Here is an 18,498-nt window from a genome sequence, read left to right as displayed (position 1 = left end):
AAGGATTCCCGATACGGAACCCGGCTATGGGCGTTCTCCGTGGTATCGAGCGTCCGTGCGGTCAGTCGTCGATGCCGAGACCGGGATACCACCGCTTCGCGCCGGCCTCGCGCGCCCGTTCGTCCATCCGGGCCAGCAGCGCCGTCGCGAGGCTCGCCGTCTCGGCCGCGCGGTTCTCCCCTTCGGTGCGGAACTCGCCGGTGGTGCGGTTGGCATAGACCGTACAGACCGCGCCGGCCCGCAGCCCGTAGAGGGTGGCGAGGCTGAGGATCGCGCTCGCCTCCATCTCGAAGTTGAGCACGCCTGCCCCCTTGAGTTCCTCGACCAGTTCCTCGCTACCGGCGGCCTCGAAGCCCTCGAAGCCCGGCCGGCCCTGTCCAGCATAAAAACTGTCGGTGCTCGCAGTCACGCCCACGTGGTAGTCGTGACCCAACTGTTCGGCGGCCGCGACCAGCGCCGCCACCACGCGGTCGTCGGCACTCGCCGGGAAGTCTTCACGGACGTACTCGCCGCTGGTCCCTTCCTGACGGACGGCCCCCGAGGTGATGACGAGGTCGCCGATATCCATCTCGGGCTGGATGGCTCCACAAGAGCCGACCCGGAGGAACGTCTCGCACCCGACGCGCGCGAGTTCCTCGACCGCGATGGCCGCAGAGGGGCTGCCGATGCCCGTCGAGGTCGTGCTTATCGGTGCGCCGTCGTACTCGCCCGTGGCAGTGCGGAACTCGCGGTGCTCGGCGACGAGTTCCGACTCGTCCCACTGGTTCGTGATTTTCTCGATGCGTTCGGGGTCGCCCGGCAGCAACACGGTGTCGGCAACGTCGTCGGAACCCACTGCGAGATGGTACTGGGTCTCGTCGTTCGGGTCCTCGCTATCGTCGGTCATCGTCCCAACGTTTCGGCCGAAATCGCATCCGGCAGCAGGTCCCCCAATCGGTATTCACTCACCGAGTCGCCCTCGTCACAGAGCACGCGAAAGTCCTCGTCGCAGAACTCCCAGAGGCTCTGGCGGCACATGCCACAGGGAAGGACACCGTCGCGCTCGGAGGAGGCGACCACGAGACGCGAGAAGTCGTGGTGGCCATTTTTAACCGCCTCGGCGAGGGCGACCTCCTCGGCGTGGAGGCTATTCGAGTAGTTCGCGTTCTCGATGTTGCAACCTCTGAACACCGTTCCATCGGCGGTTTCGAGCGCCGCCCCGACCCGATACTCGGAGTAGGGGACGTGTGCGTTCGCCGTCGCCTCGCGCGCGGCTGTGAGCAGTTCCGTCTCGTCCATGCCTGTGGGTCGCCCTCGCGGGTGAAATACCCACCGGGACTCGGCGGCGCGGTGTCGAATTCCTCTCAGAGCTTGCCTTCGGCGTCGTTGGCGAGTTCGCGCATGCGCTTGCCGATGCGGCCGGCATCCGAGAACTCGTCGTCGCTCATCGCCTCGGCGAGGGCGTTGCCGAGGATGAAGACGGCGTGTTTGTGTTCGTTTTTCGATTTGTGGACGTCGTCCGGTGTGACGTCGAGCTGTTCGTAGGTCTCGAACAGCTCCGGGTCGACGTCCTCGCGGTCGTTGACGAACTCCGTGATGGTCACCATCTCCTCGTGGAGGTCGAGGAGTTCCTCTTTGTGCATATTGGATGACTAAACGAGCGCGTCCGGTTTAACAGTTGTCCCCCATGCCGGATCAGAAGACGTACTCGTCGTCGTGGCCCATCATCCCGTCGTCTTCGAGGCCCGGTTCGTCCTCGTCGTCCATCGGCCCGCTCGTCTGATACGCCCGCATCCCGGTCGAAAGCAACTCCTCGACGGCCTCCTGCCGGTTGAGGAACTCCCCCTCCTCGACCATGCGCGCGATCTGCATTTCGAGCTGCTCCGGGATCGTGATCTCTACTTTAGCCATCGGAACACCGGGGCTTCGGTAGAGGGGTATTTAACTTTGGCGGGAACATTCCTTCACTCTTAGAGAAGTATATATCTCTATCAGAGAACAATAGTTGAATGGATTGAAATCGGTGTTCCCTTTCGACGAAGACTCAGCCCACCCGCGTGAATGGTCCGCGGACACTCGACGAGCGCATCGGTCGAATCGTGGCGCGAGCGCGGTCGAAAGCGGAAGGACACGCTCAAGAGCCTGCCGGCCCAACGTCGGGTGATGGCACAGGCAGGACGCGAGGAGCGCCCGCCGGGCATCGGCGACGGACGGCTGGTGAGTCGAACCCGTGAGATCGATGACTGCTCGTTTCGTTCGTTTCTGTCGACCCAACCGGTTCCGCGGGTCGCGTGGGCGGCACCCGACGGTCTCGAACTCGTCGGCGGCGGCGCGGCGGCCGTCGTCCGCGCCGAGGGCACGGACCGTTTCGACGTGCTCCGTACGGAGACCGGAAGACTGTTCGCCGACGTCGATGCGGACGGCCCGCCCGCGACTCGCCCGCGCGTCCTCGGCGGGCTTGCCTTCGAGGCCGACCACGCGCCGGCCCCGCCGTGGGAGGGGTTCCCGGCGGCGCTGTTCGTCCTGCCCGGCGTCCAACTCACGCGTGCGGACGACCGCACGTGGCTCAGCGTCGCTTCCTATGGAACCGACGCGACTCCCGAATCGGTCGCGGCCCGTCTCGACGCCGTTCACGAGCGCATCGATGAACTGCCGATGATGCGTCCGAGCGGTCGGCGGCCGGGTATCGCCGCGACCCGCCGACTGACCACGAAGGAAGAGTGGATTACGAGCGTCGAGCGCGCCGTCTCGTCCATTCGGGACGGCGACCTCCGGAAGGTCGTCCTCGCCACCGCGCTCGATGCGAGCCTCGATGCGTCCATCGACGTTCCCGATACGCTCGAACGGCTCCGGCGGACCTATCCCGACTGCTATCGCTTTCTCGTCCAGCCGACCGAGGAGAGGGGGTTTTTCGGCCCGCCGCCGGAGCGACTCGTCCGGATGGACGGCGAGCGAGTCGCCACCGAGGCGCTCGCCGGGTCGGTCGAGCGCGGCGACACGCCCGAGGAAGACGCCGCCCTCGCGCGCTCGCTCGAAGCAAGCGAAAAACTGGGCCACGAACAGGCCCTCGTCACCGACGCCATCCGCGAACGCCTCGAACCCTTCGGCACCGTGAGCGTCGGCGAGCGAGAAATCAAGCGACTGTCCACCATTCAACACCTCCGAACGCCGATTTCCGCGACGCTCGACGACGAGACACACGTTCTGGACGTGGTCGAGGCGCTCCATCCGACACCGGCGGTTGGCGGTCTCCCGCCCGAGCGCGCCCGAACCGTCATCCGCGAGACGGAGCCGTTCGACCGGGGCTGGTACGCCGCTCCAATCGGATGGTTCGACGCCGCCGGCGACGGCGAGTTCGTCGTCGGGATTCGCTCGGCGGTCGCCGGCGGGCGCGACGCGACGCTGTACGCCGGCAACGGCATCGTCGGCGACTCCGACCCCGAGGAGGAGTGGGCCGAACTCGCACCGAAGTTCCGACCGATACTCGACGAACTCGACGAACTCGACGGATGAGGCGGGAATCGGGCTGGCCGAACCGGAACACGCTCTGGGCGGCGGCGTTCGTCGACGAACTCGCAGCGGGTGGCGTTTCGGCGGTCTGTATCGCACCGGGCAGCCGCTCGACGCCGCTGACGGTAGCGTTCGCCGACCACCCGGCCATCGAGGTGTTTTCACATCTCGACGAGCGCTCGATGGGGTTTTTCGCCCTCGGGCGCGCCAAACGCACCGGCGACCCCACGCCTCTGCTCTCCACCTCCGGCACCGCGACCGCGAACTTCCATCCCGCCGTCATCGAGGCGAATCAGGCCCGTGTTCCCCTGCTGGTGCTGACCGCCGACCGCCCGCCCGCGCTGCGCGATAGCGGCGCGAACCAAACTATCGACCAGCAGAAACTGTACGGCTCGGCGGTCCGCTGGTATCACGAGCTACCCGAACCGGAAGCGAACGGCCGCAAACTCCGCTCGCTGCGGGTGACGGCTGCCCGCGCACTCGCCGCCAGCACCGGCACACCGCCCGGACCCGTCCACCTGAATTTCCCGTTCCGCAAGCCGCTCGAACCCGTTCCCGTCTCGGACGACGTTCCCGACGACTTCACCGAGACGGAGCCACTCGCCGCCAGCGGCCGCGACGGGCCGTTCGTCCACACCGCACAGGGTCGTCCCGCGCTCGACGATGCCACCACCGAGCGGGTGCGTGCGGCGCTCGCGGTCGAGCGCGGACTCGTCGTCGCCGGGCCGAGCACGGACCTCGACGCCGGCGCAATCGCCGCGCTCGCCGATAGCACCGGCTTTCCGGTACTCGCGGACCCGCTGTCGGGATTACGCTTCGGCTCGCATCGCGCCGACGCCCTCGTTTGCGGCGGCTACGACTCCTATCTCGATATCGACGGATGGCCCGCTCCCGACGTCGTCTTCCGAGTGGGCGCATCGCCGACCTCGAAGGTGCTCAGGGGATACCTCCGGGACGCTGCCCGCGAGTCGGGCACGCACCAGTTCGTCGTCGACCCTGCCGGTGGGTGGCGCGAGGCGACGTTCGCGGCGAGCGATCTGCTCGTCGCCGACCCGAACCGCCTCGCGTACGACCTCGCCGAGCGCGTCGAGGGGCCCACGAGCGACGGATGGCGCGAGCGCTTCGCGGCGGCCGAACGGCGCTACTGGGAACTCGTTGCGGACGCCCACGACGAGCAGTTCTTCGAGGGCACAGTGATGAGTGACGTTTTCGCCGACGCCTCCGACCCGGCGACGGTGTTCGTCTCGAATTCCATGACTGTGCGGGATGCCGACCGCTTCGGCGGGCCACGTGATGATACCCTCACAGTGCTCGGCAATCGCGGCGCGAGCGGCATCGACGGCGTCATCTCATCGGGATTGGGTGCCGGAAGCGCGACCGACGACCCGCTCGTGCTCGTGCTGGGCGACCTCGCCTACTACCACGACATGAACGGCCTGCTCGCGCTCTCGCGCTGCGACGTCGATGCGACCATCGTCCTCGTTAACAACGACGGCGGCGGCATCTTCCGGATGTTGCCTATCGCCGACTTCGAATCGGTGTTCGAGCAGTTCGAAACCCCGCATGGACTCGACTTTGCGCCGACAGGGGAACTCTACGGCTTCGAGTTCGTCCGCCCTGATGGCCGCGCGGCGTTTCGGGAGGCCTACCGGGCTTCACTCGACAGCGACGGTACGCAGGTCATCGAAGCTTCGTTCGATTCGGCGGCGAGCCATCGATTTCGAGAAGCGGTACACGAGCGCGTTCTCGACGCGCTCGACGGCGATTAGGCTGCTGCCGCGGTCCGGTCGCTCGCCGTCTCGGTGCCGAGTCGCCGCTGGGCCAGCCCGAGCAGCCCGTCGAGCGTGATGGCCAACAGTGCGCCCGGAATCGCGCCGGCGAGCAGCTGGGTGGTGCTGAACAGTTTGATGCCGCCGATGACCCAGACGCCCAGCCCGCCGCCGCCGATGAAGAAGGCGAGATAGGCCGACCCGACGTTGAGAACAGTACTCGTGCGGATGCCGGCGAAGATCACTGGCATGGCGAGCGGCAGGCGGACCTTTCGGAGGATTTCCCAGTCGGTCATGCCCATCCCGCGGGCGGCGTCGACGGTGCTGTCGCTGACGTTGTTGATACCCGCGATGGTGTTCGTGAGGATCGGCAGCAGCGAGTAGGCGAACAGGCCGACGACCGAGGGCAGAAAGCCCAGCCCGAGCAGCGGGAAGGCGAGCGCGATGACCGCGAGCGTCGGCACCGTCTGGGCGACGTTGCCGAGTCCCGAGACGACCGTGTTCACCCGTTCGTTGCGCGTCGCGGCGATTCCCAACGGGACGGCGACGGCGATGGCGAGCGCCTCCGAGACGAACACGAGCGTGAGGTGTTCGCGCAGCAGTTCGAAGAACCGATCCGAGTTCGCCAGCAGGTACGCCCACGTCTCCGCGAGCAGGCTGATGAGGCTCATGCGCTCTCCTCGATCATCTCCTCGGCGTGATAGCCCCTGATGTCGTCCTCGGTCACGACGCCGATGACGTCGGCGTTCTCGACGACCGGCAGTGCGCCCACGCCGGCCTGGATGCACCGCGAGAGCGCGACCTGTGCGCTGTCGGATGGCGTGACCGGGATGAGTTCACCGCCGTCGGCCATCACGGTGTCGGCGGGGTCGAACGCCTCGACGACATCCCTGTGCTCGTCGGGTATCTCCGTCCGCATGACCTCGCCGACCTGGAGCACGCGCAGCTGTTTCAGCGTGCGGTCCGGGCCGATGAAGTCCTCGACGAACTTCGTTGCCGGCGCTTCGAGCAGCGCGGTCGGCGTGTCGTACTGGACGAGTTTACCCTCGTTCATCATGGCTATCTTGTCGCCCATCTTCAACGCTTCGTTGATGTCGTGGGTGACGAAGATGATGGTGGTCTCGATCTCCTCCTGGATGTCGAGGAACTCGTCCTGGAGGTTCTCGCGGGTGATGGGGTCGAGCGCGCCGAAGGGTTCGTCCATCAACATCACGTCGGGACCGGCCGCGAGCGCGCGGGCGACGCCGACGCGTTGCTGTTGGCCGCCAGAGAGCTCGCCCGGATAGCTGTCCCGATACTCTTCCGGCGGGAGGCCCATCAGGTCGAGCAGTTCGTCCACCCGCTCGTCGGTGCGGTCGTCGTCCCAGCCCTTGAGTTCGGGGACCGTGGCGACGTTTTCGGCGATGGTCATGTGGTCGAACAGCCCGATGTCCTGGATGACGTAGCCGATCTGGCGGCGCAGCTCGGTCGCCGGCAGGTCTTGGACGTCGGTCCCGTCGTAATAGATCGTTCCCTCGGTGGGTTCTTCGAGGCGGTTGACCAGCTGCATCGTCGTCGTCTTCCCGCAGCCGGAGGGACCCACGAGGACCGTGGTCGTCCCCTCCTCGACCTCGAAGCTGAGACCGTCGACCGCTTGCGTGCCGTCGCTATACTGTTTGTGAACGTTGTCGAACTGAATCATTGGAACTGGGTACGAATCGAGTCGAACAGTCGTGTCGTGTACATCGGTTCGAGGTCCTCGCCGTTGCGGAGGCGGAGACCGTGTTCGGTCATGGCGAACAGATAGTCGAAGGCGAGCGCGAGCACCGAGACCGCCACCGTGGCGACGACGATCATCGCGGTGTTGCCCTGATTGATGCCGTAGAAGATGTAGAAACCGAGACCCGGACCGCCGATGAACGCGCCGATGGTCGCAAGCCCCACCAGCAGGACGACGGCGTTTCTGATGCCGGCCATCACCACCGGTAAGGCCACGGGCAGGCGCACACGTCGAAGGCGTTCGAGGCGCGTCATTCCTAGTCCTGTGCCGGCCTCGATGGCGGCGGGGTCGGTCTGGGTGATGCCGAGGTAGGTGTTCCGGATGATTGGTAGCTGTGAGTACGCCACCAAGGCGGCGACGACCGGCGGCGTCCCGATACCCAGCACGGGCACGAGAACGCCGAAGAAGGCGATGGCCGGCAGCGTGAGCAGCACGCTCGCGGCCCAGAGGACGACCGTCGCCGCCCGCTCGTTGTAGCTGATGGCGATGCCGAGACCGATGGCAATCGGCAGCGCAATGACGAGCGTCTGGACGACGAGGACGATGTGCTCGACGAACAGCCGCAACAGACGGTCGCTGTTGTCGAGTGTGAACTGAACGAGACTCCGGAGGAACGCCACGACGCCGCTCATATCAGCCCCTCCGAGCGGAGATACTGCCGGGCGACCTTCTGGGGGTCTTGCTTTTGAATCTGGACCTTCTTATTGAGCCGGACGATCTTGTCGTAGGTGAGTGTCGGCCCGATCTTGTTCAGGACCTCGCGGATGACGGGATGTTTCTCGACGACATCGTTGGCCAGCGGTGCTGGGTTGTATATCGGGAAGAAGTTCTTGTCGTCTTTGAGAACCGTGAGATTGTACTGCCGTATCTGCGGGTTGGTGGTGAATCCCATCCCGACCTTGGCCCGCGTATCGTTGATTATCTGGTAGGTCAGCGACGAGCTGACGGTGCGGATGCTCAGCTTCGAGGCGGCCTGCTCGAAGCCGTAGTGGTTGATCAGCCCCGGCCAGCCATCGTCGCGCTGGGAGAACGATATCCCGAGCACGACCGGGGAGTTCATCCGGTTGTTCTGGACGTAGTTTGCGAACTCGCTGACGGACTTCACGCCCGTTTTCTCCACCCACTCCGGTTCGGCGATGATGGCGTAGGTATTGTTGAACGGGGCCGGCTGGAGCATCGTCAGTCCGTGGTGACGCCTCATCGACCGCTTGACCTTTCTGTAGAGCTTCTGTGGGTCGGCGATGATCTTGTCCCGCTTCGGCGGGATGAGCGCCCACGCGGTGCCGGTGTACATCCAACAGATGTCGGTCTCGTCGCTTTTGACCGCCCGGAAGTTCATCGGGTCGCCGCCGAGGGAGGTCTCGTCGATGACGGTGAGGTCGGTGTTCTCCCGGAGCGCGACGATGGCCATGTAGCTGAGCAGGATGGCCTCCGGGAAGCGCTGGGAACTCACCTTCACCGCGTTGGTGTCGGCCCCGAGGACGGTCGTACAGCCCGCGGTCGCGCCCATGCCGGCTGTCGCGGCCACCCCGCTGCCGTATTTGAGGAATTCGCGTCGTGTGGTCACGTATTAACTCCCTGTATCGGTCTCGACAGCGCCCGAACGCTGGATGGACGATACTCTCGTTCGCGTGAGTTCGCTGTGGGGTTGCATCGCTGTAGCGCTGGGATAACACGGAGTCGAACACTTAACATCTTGGCTTGCCGACGCGCGTATCGACTATACAAACGGGAATTGTCGAACAACGCTGGCGTTCGCAAGCGTCGGCGAATCGGCGGTGGAGTTCACGTAACGTTACCCGGCGCGCGTCGGACTACCAAGGTTTTTCGGCCGTGCGGCTGGAACCTCGATATGGTTTCGGAACTGTTCGACCCCGGGCGCTGGCGGTCGGTCGACCGATTCGACTTCGCGGACGTCACCTACCATCGAGCGGTCGACTCCGGTACCGTGCGCATCGCCTTCGACCGACCAGCCGTGCGCAACGCCTTCCGTCCCAAAACGGTCGACGAACTCCACACGGCGCTCGACCACGCAAAGCGCCAGACCGACGTCGGCTGCGTGCTGCTGACGGGAAACGGTCCCTCGCCGAAGGACGACGGCTGGGCCTTCTGCTCGGGTGGCGACCAGTCCGTCCGTGGTGGCTCGGGCTACGAGTACGACGGCGACGAAGACGAGGGCGACAGCGAGAACACCGGCCGACTCCACATCCTCGAAGTCCAGCGCGCGATCCGCCACCTCCCGAAACCCGTCGTCGCGGTCGTCCCCGGCTGGGCGGTCGGCGGCGGCCACTCCCTCCACGTCGTCTGTGACCTCACCATCGCCAGCGCCGAACACGGAAAGTTCCTCCAAACGGACCCCGACGTCGCGAGCTTCGACGGCGGCTTTGGCTCTGCCTATCTCGCCAAACAGATCGGTCAGAAGAAGGCCCGCGAGGTGTTCTTCCTCGGGAAGACCTACGACGCCGACGAAGCCGCCGCAATGGGAATGGTCAACGAGGCCGTTCCCCACGACGACCTCGAATCCACGGCTCTGGAGTGGGCCGACCGGATCAACGGCAAATCGCCGACAGCCATTCGGATGCTCAAATACGGCTTCAACGCGACCGACGACGGCATGGTCGGCCAGCAGGTCTTCGCCGGCGAAGCCACTCGGCTGGCCTACATGACCGACGAGGCCCGTGAGGGCCGCGAGGCGTTCATGGAGGGCCGCGACCCCGAGTTCGAGGACGTTCCCTGGTATTACTAGCCACCTTTTTACTTCGGGGAATCGCTCGCTACGCTCGCTCAACCCCTCGCAAAAATCTGGACCAAAAACTTCCGCTTGTTCACTCCGTTCGCTCGCGGTGAACCACGCTCGTTACACTCGCGCGGATGCCGACCCTCTCCGCAACCGTACAGCACCGCCGAAGCCCTCGGGCGCTCGTTTCACTCGCGCCCTCGCCCTTCATCCGCCAAGGGCCGCACCGCGAAGGCCGCTTGTTCCCTGTGGTCGCGTATTGAGGGGCAGTAATGCGGAACAGTCGCGGTGACGGTTGCGGAAAGCGCCAGCAGCTGTACCGCGAGCGGGCCGCAGGCGAGTGAGCGGCTCTTTTTAGTCCAGGTTTTGGTCGGGGGTTGAGCGAGCGCGAAGCGCGAGCGATTCCCCCGTCTAAAAAAGTGGGGCTTCGAGCACGAAATCCGGCTCGCCGCTCACCGCGATGCGGGCGGCCGCGGCGTCCGAGACGTGCCGCGGCGTCTCTGGAATCAACACGCGCGTGCGGTCGGCATCCAGTTTGGCGGCATCCGCGCTGATGGCATCGAACAGCGCCCGCGCGGCATCGAGGTCCGCCCACGCGCCGACGCCGTACTCCGCCCAGCGCTCGCTTTTGCCATCCTGCTCACGCTCGTAATCGCGCACCCGATGGGCCATCCCGCGGGTGCCGTCCGCGCCCTGCACGGCGAACACCCGCGTTTCGTCGGCCGCCCGGCGCAGGCGCTCGCGGGTGAGTTCCGAGACCGCCCACGATTCGTTCCTGTCGAGAGCGAGGCCTCCGAGGGCGTTCCGCGCTTCCGAGCGCTGCCAGAATCCCCATGCGTCATCGGGAGCATTGACGACCTCGTAGCCCGTCCCCGCACTGCCCCGGCCGGGGTCGGGATTGGGATGCGCCCAGCGGAACTCCATTCGGGGGTCGAACCCGGCGGCGCGCGACCCGCCCAAACCAGCAGTATTCCACGAGAAAACCATATTTCGACAGCAGGTCGCGCCGCGCTCGCGCGCCCACGCGAACAGCGCATCGTTCAGTTTCGTGCTGAGACCCGTTCCCCGATAGTCGGGATTGACGCGCATTCCCTGTGCCCACGCCTCGTGGTCGGAGAGCAGCACGCCCTGACAGATGCCCGCGATGTCGTCGCCAGCGTCGGCGACGAACGTGCGCTGGCGCTCGCCGTCGCTCGCGATCCACTCGTGATAAATCTCGGGAATGTAGTCGCTCGCCTCGCGGTCGGCCCACGTCCCGCGGGTGAACCCCGCGACCGCCTCGTAGTCCTCCTGACGGGCCTGCCGGATGTGGATGCCCGTGCTCACTGCACTCGCCCTGTGGGACGGTTCTCGACGGGCACCGACCGCTTGGTACACTCGCCGGTCAGCGACTCGCCCATCGTCTCGGCGACATCGTCCTCGTTCGCCAGCGCCCACATCAGTTTCACCTTCGCGGTGCCCGGCAGGGTGTCCTCGGCCTCGACGACGCCCGCATCGAGCAGGTCGCGACCGGTGTCGTACACACGGTCACAGACCCGTCCCGACAGGCATTGGCTGGTCATCACGACCGTCGTCCCCCCGTCGACCAACTCCTCGATACGGGGAATCCAGTCGGTGTGGACGTGACCCAATCCCGTGCCTTCGAGGACGAGTCCAGCACTCCCCTCGGCGACGTCGAGGAACCGCTCGCTCGTCCCGGGCGTGAATTTCAGGAGCTCGACGTCGGTTTCGAGCGCCGACGCGATGGCGAGGTCCGCCGCGCCGCGCTCGCGGTGTTCCTCGTGGAAGACCACCTCCCCAGTGTCGTAGGCCATGTGGCCGAGCGGCATTCCGCCGACGGTCTCGAAGGCGTCGCGGCGCGAGGTGTGATTCTTCCGCACGCGGGTCCCGCGGTGGAGCGCACACCGGTCGTCGGAGTCGCTCGCGTGCATGCAGACCATGACCTCGGCGCAGTCGCTTTTGGCCGCTTCGACCGCACAGACGGCGTTCATCACGTTGTCCGAGGAGGGGCGGTCGGCCGAGCGCTGACTTCCCGTGAACACCACCGGGACCGGCGTATCGAGCATAACGGCGAGCGCGCTCGCCGAGAACTGCATCGTGTCCGTGCCGTGCATCACGACCACACCGTCGGCACCCGCCTCGATTTCCTCGTGGACAGCTTCGGCCAGTTCCTGCCAGACGTCGGGCGTCATGTTCTCGCTCAGGATGTTCGCCACGACCCGCCCTCGATAGTTCGCCCGGCCCGCAAGGTCGGGCACCGCCTGCAACACGTCCTCGGCGTCGAAGCGAGCCGTGACCGCGCCCGTTCGATAATCGACCGTCGAGGCGATAGTGCCCCCCGTGGAGACGAGTGCAACGGTCGGCAGGTCCTCGTCGAACGCGACGCTCGACGACTCGCTCGCGGCCGCGCCGCCGACGTCGTGGACGCCAGCCTCGATGACCTCTAGTTCGGCTCCCTCGCGGTCGATGCCGACGTTGTAGCCCCCGTCGAGTTTGAGCACGGCCCGCTCGGCGGTCGTGGCGGGCATGAGCACACCCTCGTGGGTCCGTCCCTCGCGCGTGAGACGGACGCGGTCGCCCGGATTCATACCTCCACTACCTCCCTCGCGGACTTCAATTCGTCCTTCCGTCGGTCCGGTCGCTGAATCCCATGCCGATATATAAATAGCGCCGTCGAGATGGCAGGAGGTTCATGGCTTCCCGGTCCGTAATTATGCGAGATGTCGAAGACCGAACCGCCGATGCATATCGACACCGACGCACGAACGTTCCGCTACTACCGCCACGCCGTCGAGAAACACTGGGACCCCCACGACATCGACCTCGCCGCCGACCGCGCCGCGATGGCCGACCTCGACGACGTGGGTTTCGAGGGAATCAGACGCGCGCTCGCGCTGTTCGGTGCGGGCGAGGACGCCGTCGCCGAGGACCTCGCACCGCTCGCGGTCGTCCTCGACGATTTCGAGGACCAACTGTTCATCACGACCCAGCTCTACGAGGAGGCCAAACACGCCGATTTCTTCGACCGCTACTGGCGGGAAGTCATCCGGCCGGCCGAGGACAATCGTGGGGCGGAGCGCACCTCGCCGGCCGACGAGCAGTGGTTCTCCGAGGAATACGACGAACTGTTCGAGCGCAACGAGCGCGCGATGGCGCGGCTCCTTGAGGCGGATACGCCGGAAAACCGCGCGAAGGCGTACTCGCACTACCACATGACCGTCGAGGGAATCCTCGCCCAGACCGGGTACTACGGACTCACGCGCCAGTTCGACGAAGACACGTATCCCGACGCCCCGCATCTGCCCGGACTCGTGGACGGACTCACTCAAATCCGCAGCGACGAGGGTCGTCACGTGGGTTTCGGCATGGCGAAGCTCAAGGAACTCGTCGAGACCGAGCGGGTGGATTCGGCGGTCATCGAGGAGACCGTCGGCGAACTGCTCCCGTTGGTGCAGGCATCGATTCCCGATACCGATGCCGAGACCGACCAACCGAGCATCGAATCGAACGAACTCGTCGAGTACGCCACGAGCAAGCACGGCCAGCGCATGCAGCAGATCACCGTTGCGAGCGAATCCATCCCCGATGTCGACGAACTGACCGCGCTCGGCGACTGAGGGCTCGTCCATCGACCCCGCTCGCGGGGAAAGGTCCATGCCGTTCGGGATACTCCCCTCACTATGGCCGACCGCGCCGGCGAACGCACGACGACCCGCGACACCGACGAGCTGCTCGCGGAGGTCGAGACCACGGCCGACGAAGCGGATGGCGAACCGGCGCAGGCGAGCGACGGTCCGACGCTACGCGAGCGCGTGGGGAGATTCTTCTCGGTGCGAGCCTTCTTCGTCGCGCTCGCACTCGTGGCCGTCGGCGTCGTTCTCGGTGGCTTCGTGCCGGTTCTCGGCGCGGTACTCAGATACGTCGGCGTGTTCGCTGCAACGTTCGCGCTCGGCGCGGCCAGCGAGCGCCGCCACTACCTCGAAGCCGGGCTGGCGGGTGCGCTCGTGCCGACCATTGGAACGCTGCTGGAGTACTTCGCGCTGACGATTGCCGGGGTGGGTCTGCCAGTTATCGCCATCGCCGCCGGGATTGGTCTGCTGGCTGGACTCGCGGGCCACTACTTCGGGCGCGACCTGCGTGACGGGCTGACGCGCGAACTGTAGCGGACACGCGTCGTCGGGTCATTCGTACTCTGCCAGCCCTCCGGGGCAGTCCTGTCGTTGAGCAGACACTCACGACACGGCTTATCTTGTTACTCACAGCAGACATCTTCCCACAGGTACAACAATGCTTGATATCAAATCACCGTGTGATCTTCTCCAAAAAATATTCGAATATTGATGAATCGTGATGCAGCCGTATGAAATGAGCAGCCTGATCGATTTTTATCACGGTCTTCTGTAGAAGCAGTATACTGTATCCGATGATGGCCAATCCGAGAGGGCCTGAAAAGATAGTAGCACCGAGGTCGGACGGAACCACGAACAACACCCACGCACCCATGCCACCGATGACTCCAATATAACCGAGAATTTGAAGATTTACCTTTGGGTTACATCTCGTCATTAGTAAGGGTGCTTGTAGTGCTCCTACTTATTTCTAGCCGAAATATCTCCCGTCGTCACCGGGAGAGCAGTGCCCGCCGGCACTATCGATACGTTCTTTTCACTTATAGAAACGGTGACGTTGCCCACGACCTGCAAGCAGACGTCCCTTGCTCACTAACACTATCGATTCGTCACTCGACAGTCCAGCGACCGTTCTCACGGCTCACGAGCCCGTTGGTCGAGAGCAGATCGAGCGCGTCCTCGACGACCGGTAGCGGCACGCCCAACTGTTCGGCGAGCGCGTCGGCGGTGTCGGTGCCGCCCTCGACAGCGCCGAGGACCTCCGCACAGAAGCGCGCGTCGCCGTGGTCGGCGAATCCCCCGGTGTTCAGTCGGTCTTCGAGGCGGTCGGTGAGCGTGTCGTGCAGCGTCGCCAGCCGGCCCTGCACCCAGCGCTGGGCCAGCGACAGTTCGTCCTCCAGCTGCTCGAAACGCCGCAGGTCCGCGGCGAGTTCGGCGAGGTCGCTCGTCTCCTCGCGCGAGACGTCGATGGAGACGTACCGACAGGTCGTGAGGTCGAGGCTCGAACTCGCTGGATAGGCGCTTTTCGCGCCGAACTCGTACGGCGAGACGTTCACCTCCAGTCTGAGGTTGCGCGAGATGCGGAAGTACTTCCGACGACCGTCGTCGACGTGGCTCTCGACCAGTCCCGCCTCCTCCAATTTCCGGAGATGGTCGATGACGGCCTTCGGACTCACGCCGAGCGAATCGCTGATTTCGGTGACGTAGAACGGCCGTTGGGCGAGTAACCTGAGAATGCGTCGGCGGTTCTCGTTGCCGAGCAGGTCGAGCAGCGCCGCGGAGTCCATTCACCTTCAGTTAGTGCTCGATGTGTAAAACGTTGTCCCGGCGACCGCCGTTTCGCTCCGCCGTGGGCCGTCGGTGCCGACGGCCGGCGTGGGCGACCGACTGCTTCCGTTGCCCGTCGCCGTGGGCGCTGAGAGGTTCTCGACGCGGCGACTGAGTCGGTCCAGTCCCGAGGCGTTCACGCCCTCGCTCGCTGCGGTCGTCTTCGCCTCGCTGATGGCGGTGGCGAGGGCGTCGCGGTCGGCGGCGAGACGCGCCCGGCGTGCTCGGTGGGCGACCGAACGGTTCGTCCCCGTGGGGAACCGCTCGATGCGGGTTTCGAGCCTCGTGAGGCGGACGCGGAGGGTCGCCGCGCGCTGGGCGACGAGCGCCTCCTTGCGCGATTGGTTCTCGGCGCTCTCGAAGGCCGCCGTCCACATGCCCGAATCGACCGAGCCGTTGGCCGCGGCGACGCCGCGCTGCATGAACACCGAGACTTCGCGTCCCACGTCTTCGGTCGCAGGTCGGGTGGTCGGCTCGCTCGTCCCGACCTGCGGACTGACACCCATGCCAACGAATCCACAGAGCAGTACCGAAACGAAAGCGACCGCGGCGGCGTTCGTGTTCACTACCGGTCGTTCGGAGACGGGAGAGTAAAAGCGCGCTGGCCGTTCGGCCCCTCCGATGTGCCGTGCATCGTTCCGGTGGCGCGTGGCCTGCCAGAAACTACAAGTGCCATCCTGTGGTATGGTCTTGAATGGCATACTGTCCGTACTGTGAGGCCGACATCAGCGTTTGGGCGGAGCGGCTCGAACAGGCGACCGCCGCGAGCACGCCGAAGGTCTGGACCTGTCCAGAGTGCGATGTCGTGCTCGGTATCTCCGACTGGGGGAACGACTGACAACGCGGAAACGTTTATGAGGTGGTGTGTGGTAGCAATATACATAGTATGTTCGAACGGTTCTCGCGTGGCTACTTCGTCGGCCGGCTCTCCATCGAACCCACGCCCGACGAGGGGGCGGGTGCGTTCATCCAACAGGCCACCCACGAACGGCTCAACGAACAGTTGTATGCCGCCGGCGAAGGTATCGAACGCACCGACCTGCCGCTCGTGATGAAGCTCGAAACGAGCCATTTCGCCGTCGGCGGCGACAGCGGCGTCCCCCGCGACACGCTCTGGGTGCCCGCGTCGTTGCTCGCCGAGACTCGCATCGAGACGCCGCCGACCCTCCGGGAGGTGTTCCTCGCCAAGGCCGACCGCGCCGCCCAGTTGCTCCGTCTCTCCGGGCAGGCCGTCTGAGCGAGATGGGGGCGTCTCAACAGGCTTATCCCCCGCGTGGCATCTATTCACCTCATGAGCGATGTCGTCGTGACGCTGCCGGACGGTTCCGAACTACAGGTCGAGCGCGGCTCGACGGTCGAGGACGTGGCCCACGAGATCGGTCCCGGTCTCGGCCACGATACGATTGCGGGCGTGGTCGATGGCGACCTCGTCGCCGCCGCCGAACCCATCGAGAAGGACAGTGAACTGGAAATCGTCACCGACGGGTCCGATGAATACCTCGACGTGCTCCGGCACTCGGCGGCGCACGTCTTCGCGCAGGCACTCTCCCGACTCCATCCCGACGCGAAACTCACCATCGGACCGTGGACCGACGACGGGTTCTATTACGACATCGCGAACATCGACCTCGACGAGTCGGACCTACGCGAAATCGAGGACGAAGCCGCGGCAATCATCGACGAGGACCTCCCCATCGAGCGCGTCGAGCGCCCGCGCGAGGAAGCCTTCGATATCTACGAGGACAACCCGTTCAAGCGCGACATCCTCGAAACGGAGGCCGCCGACGAGGACCCCGTGAGCTTCTACGAACAGGGCGAGTTTTTCGACCTGTGTCAGGGACCACACGTCGAATCCACAGGGGAAATCGGTGGCTTCTCGCTGCTCGAAACCTCGGCGGCGTACTGGCGCGGCGAGGAAGCAAACGAAACGCTCACCCGAGTGTACGGGACGGCCTTCCCGACCGAGGACGGTCTGGCGGAGTTCCTCGAACGCCGCGAGCAGGCAAAAGAGCGCGACCATCGGAAGATCGGCCGGGAGATGGACCTGTTTTCGGTCGACGAGACGACGGGACCGGGCCTCCCCTTGTATCATCCCAACGGCAAGCGCGTGCTCGACGAACTTTCGGAATACGCGCGCTCGCTCAACCTCGATGCCGGCTACGAACCCGTCGAAACCCCCCACTTGTTTCGGACGGAACTCTGGAAGCAGTCGGGCCACTACGACAACTACGTCGACGACATGTTCCTGCTCGACGTCGACGACGAGGAGTATGGGCTGAAGCCGATGAACTGTCCGGGCCACGCGACGATCTTCGACCAGCATTCGTGGAGCTATCGGGATCTCCCAGTGAGATACTTCGAGGACGGGAAGGTATACCGAAAGGAACAGCACGGCGAACTCTCGGGACTCTCCCGGACGTGGTCGTTCACCATCGACGACGGCCATCTGTTCGTCCGACCCGACCAGATAGCCGAGGAGATTCGAACCATCATGAACACCGTCTTCGAGGTGATGGACACGGTGGGTCTGGAGACCGAACTCGTGTTGGCGACCCGGCCCGACAAATCCGTCGGCAGCGACGCCCTCTGGGAGCAGGCCGAATCCCAGCTCCGCACCGTGCTCGACGACGGCGGGTACGACTACGACGTCGAAGCGGGCGACGGGGCGTTCTACGGACCGAAGATCGACTTCGCCTTCGAGGACGCGCTCGGGCGGGTCTGGGACGGTCCCACCGTGCAGCTCGATTTCAACATGCCCGAGCGCTTCGACCTGTCGTACGTGGGCGAGGACAACGACGAGCACCGCCCGGTGATGATCCATCGGGCGCTCTACGGCAGCTACGAGCGCTTCTTCATGGTGCTCATCGAGCACTTCAACGGCGACTTTCCGCTCTGGCTCGCGCCCGAACAGGTGCGGATTTTACCTGTCAGCGACGACAACATCGCCTACGCCGAGGACATCGCCGCCGAGTTCGATGGGTTCCGTACGGAAATCGAGACCCGTTCGTGGACGGTCGGACGCAAGATTCGGGCGGGCCACGACGACCGTGTACCCTATATGCTCATCGTCGGCGACACCGAAGCGGCGGACGGCACGGTGTCGGTCCGCGACCGCCAAGAGCGCGAGCGCGACGGCGTCGCCGTCGAGGAGTTCCGTGACCACCTCGAACGCGAGCGCGACGAGAAGTCGGTCGCGCCCGACTTCCTCGACTGACGCGGACGGTACTTCTCGCCGGCCACACGAAGCGGGCACGGAACGGACCCAGCGAGCAACGTTCCGCCCGAACG

The 18,498-nt window shown here is 65.2% G+C and carries 20 protein-coding genes; 8 read left to right on the top strand and 12 right to left on the bottom strand.

Features of this window, described 5'->3' with window-relative positions; all coding sequences use genetic code 11:
* Positions 1 to 61: 61 nt before the first annotated feature.
* The 4 genes from ACQUQO_RS07920 to ACQUQO_RS07905 form a co-directional block, all read right to left on the bottom strand.
* The gene (locus ACQUQO_RS07920; RefSeq protein WP_435077437.1) at positions 62 to 886 is read right to left on the bottom strand and encodes a nucleoside phosphorylase; all 825 of its coding nucleotides are present in this window, start codon (positions 884 to 886) and stop codon (positions 62 to 64) included.
* Entirely contained in the window at positions 883 to 1,278 is a 396-nt protein-coding gene (cdd, locus tag ACQUQO_RS07915) for a cytidine deaminase (RefSeq protein WP_435077436.1), read from the bottom strand. The genes ACQUQO_RS07920 and cdd overlap by 4 nt, the downstream gene beginning before the upstream one ends.
* 65 nt (positions 1,279 to 1,343) lie before the next feature.
* Positions 1,344 to 1,622, bottom strand: coding sequence for a UPF0058 family protein (locus tag ACQUQO_RS07910; RefSeq protein WP_435077435.1), 279 nt, complete (start codon positions 1,620 to 1,622; stop codon positions 1,344 to 1,346).
* Between the two features lie 52 nt (positions 1,623 to 1,674).
* Positions 1,675 to 1,890 (bottom strand): DUF7120 family protein, encoded by a 216-nt coding sequence (locus ACQUQO_RS07905; RefSeq protein WP_435077434.1) that lies wholly within the window; start codon positions 1,888 to 1,890, stop codon positions 1,675 to 1,677.
* A 252-nt stretch (positions 1,891 to 2,142) separates the two neighbouring features.
* Between ACQUQO_RS07905 and ACQUQO_RS07900 the strand changes: the two genes are divergently transcribed.
* Together ACQUQO_RS07900 and menD are read left to right on the top strand one after the other, a co-directional pair.
* Complete coding sequence (locus ACQUQO_RS07900) at positions 2,143 to 3,492, top strand: isochorismate synthase (protein WP_435077468.1); 1,350 nt, start codon at positions 2,143 to 2,145, stop codon at positions 3,490 to 3,492.
* The gene (gene menD, locus ACQUQO_RS07895) at positions 3,489 to 5,258 is read left to right on the top strand and encodes a 2-succinyl-5-enolpyruvyl-6-hydroxy-3-cyclohexene-1-carboxylic-acid synthase (protein WP_435077433.1); all 1,770 of its coding nucleotides are present in this window, start codon (positions 3,489 to 3,491) and stop codon (positions 5,256 to 5,258) included. Before ACQUQO_RS07900 ends, menD begins: the two co-directional genes overlap by 4 nt.
* On the opposite strand, the gene ACQUQO_RS07890 is transcribed toward menD, so the two are convergent.
* From ACQUQO_RS07890 to ACQUQO_RS07875, 4 genes are read right to left on the bottom strand one after another with little or no spacing between them, the layout of a single operon-like run.
* A complete protein-coding gene (locus tag ACQUQO_RS07890; protein WP_435077432.1) occupies positions 5,255 to 5,929 on the bottom strand; it encodes an ABC transporter permease in 675 nt (224 codons plus the stop codon). The genes menD and ACQUQO_RS07890 overlap by 4 nt on opposite strands.
* A complete protein-coding gene (locus tag ACQUQO_RS07885) occupies positions 5,926 to 6,939 on the bottom strand; it encodes an ABC transporter ATP-binding protein (RefSeq protein ID WP_435077431.1) in 1,014 nt (337 codons plus the stop codon). Before ACQUQO_RS07885 ends, ACQUQO_RS07890 begins: the two co-directional genes overlap by 4 nt.
* Positions 6,936 to 7,649, bottom strand: coding sequence for an ABC transporter permease (locus ACQUQO_RS07880; RefSeq protein ID WP_435077430.1), 714 nt, complete (start codon positions 7,647 to 7,649; stop codon positions 6,936 to 6,938). Before ACQUQO_RS07880 ends, ACQUQO_RS07885 begins: the two co-directional genes overlap by 4 nt.
* On the bottom strand, positions 7,646 to 8,584 hold the full coding sequence (locus tag ACQUQO_RS07875; RefSeq protein ID WP_435077429.1) for a glycine betaine ABC transporter substrate-binding protein: 939 nt from the start codon (positions 8,582 to 8,584) through the stop codon (positions 7,646 to 7,648). The genes ACQUQO_RS07880 and ACQUQO_RS07875 overlap by 4 nt, the downstream gene beginning before the upstream one ends.
* A 285-nt stretch (positions 8,585 to 8,869) precedes the next feature.
* Between ACQUQO_RS07875 and ACQUQO_RS07870 the strand changes: the two genes are divergently transcribed.
* Complete coding sequence (locus ACQUQO_RS07870) at positions 8,870 to 9,763, top strand: 1,4-dihydroxy-2-naphthoyl-CoA synthase (protein ID WP_435077428.1); 894 nt, start codon at positions 8,870 to 8,872, stop codon at positions 9,761 to 9,763.
* Between the two features lie 402 nt (positions 9,764 to 10,165).
* Here ACQUQO_RS07870 and ACQUQO_RS07865 read toward each other — a convergent pair whose 3' ends face one another.
* Positions 10,166 to 11,080, bottom strand: a complete 915-nt coding sequence (locus ACQUQO_RS07865) for a GNAT family N-acetyltransferase (RefSeq protein ID WP_435077427.1) — start codon at positions 11,078 to 11,080, stop codon at positions 10,166 to 10,168.
* Positions 11,077 to 12,342: a Glu-tRNA(Gln) amidotransferase subunit GatD gene (gatD, locus tag ACQUQO_RS07860; RefSeq protein WP_435077426.1), complete on the bottom strand. Its 1,266-nt coding sequence runs from the start codon at positions 12,340 to 12,342 to the stop codon at positions 11,077 to 11,079. Before gatD ends, ACQUQO_RS07865 begins: the two co-directional genes overlap by 4 nt.
* A gap of 132 nt (positions 12,343 to 12,474) precedes the next feature.
* Here gatD and ACQUQO_RS07855 point away from each other — a divergent pair, with 132 nt between their 5' ends.
* On the top strand, positions 12,475 to 13,371 hold the full coding sequence (locus ACQUQO_RS07855; RefSeq protein WP_435077425.1) for a ribonucleotide-diphosphate reductase subunit beta: 897 nt from the start codon (positions 12,475 to 12,477) through the stop codon (positions 13,369 to 13,371).
* 63 nt (positions 13,372 to 13,434) lie between these two features.
* The gene (locus ACQUQO_RS07850) at positions 13,435 to 13,917 is read left to right on the top strand and encodes a hypothetical protein (RefSeq protein WP_435077424.1); all 483 of its coding nucleotides are present in this window, start codon (positions 13,435 to 13,437) and stop codon (positions 13,915 to 13,917) included.
* A gap of 575 nt (positions 13,918 to 14,492) precedes the next feature.
* Here the strand turns inward: ACQUQO_RS07850 and ACQUQO_RS07845 are convergent.
* Together ACQUQO_RS07845 and ACQUQO_RS07840 are read right to left on the bottom strand one after the other, a co-directional pair.
* Positions 14,493 to 15,170: an ArsR/SmtB family transcription factor gene (locus tag ACQUQO_RS07845; RefSeq protein ID WP_435077423.1), complete on the bottom strand. Its 678-nt coding sequence runs from the start codon at positions 15,168 to 15,170 to the stop codon at positions 14,493 to 14,495.
* A gap of 6 nt (positions 15,171 to 15,176) precedes the next feature.
* Entirely contained in the window at positions 15,177 to 15,911 is a 735-nt protein-coding gene (locus tag ACQUQO_RS07840; RefSeq protein ID WP_435077422.1) for a hypothetical protein, read from the bottom strand.
* Here ACQUQO_RS07840 and ACQUQO_RS07835 point away from each other — a divergent pair.
* The 3 genes from ACQUQO_RS07835 to thrS are packed head-to-tail and all read left to right on the top strand — an operon-like array spanning position 15,905 to position 18,424.
* Complete coding sequence (locus ACQUQO_RS07835; protein WP_435077421.1) at positions 15,905 to 16,048, top strand: hypothetical protein; 144 nt, start codon at positions 15,905 to 15,907, stop codon at positions 16,046 to 16,048. The genes ACQUQO_RS07840 and ACQUQO_RS07835 overlap by 7 nt on opposite strands.
* A 48-nt stretch (positions 16,049 to 16,096) precedes the next feature.
* Entirely contained in the window at positions 16,097 to 16,447 is a 351-nt protein-coding gene (locus ACQUQO_RS07830) for a DUF5802 family protein (protein WP_435077419.1), read from the top strand.
* A 54-nt stretch (positions 16,448 to 16,501) separates the two neighbouring features.
* On the top strand, positions 16,502 to 18,424 hold the full coding sequence (gene thrS / locus ACQUQO_RS07825) for a threonine--tRNA ligase (RefSeq protein ID WP_435077418.1): 1,923 nt from the start codon (positions 16,502 to 16,504) through the stop codon (positions 18,422 to 18,424).
* The last annotated feature ends 74 nt before the right edge of the window (positions 18,425 to 18,498 follow it).

Origin of the sequence: Halococcus sp. AFM35 (assembly GCF_051195015.1) — an archaeon.
Lineage (GTDB): Archaea > Halobacteriota > Halobacteria > Halobacteriales > Halococcaceae > Halococcus.
The sequence above is the reverse complement of the archived record's forward strand: the minus strand, read 5'-3'. Positions and strand labels throughout refer to the sequence as shown.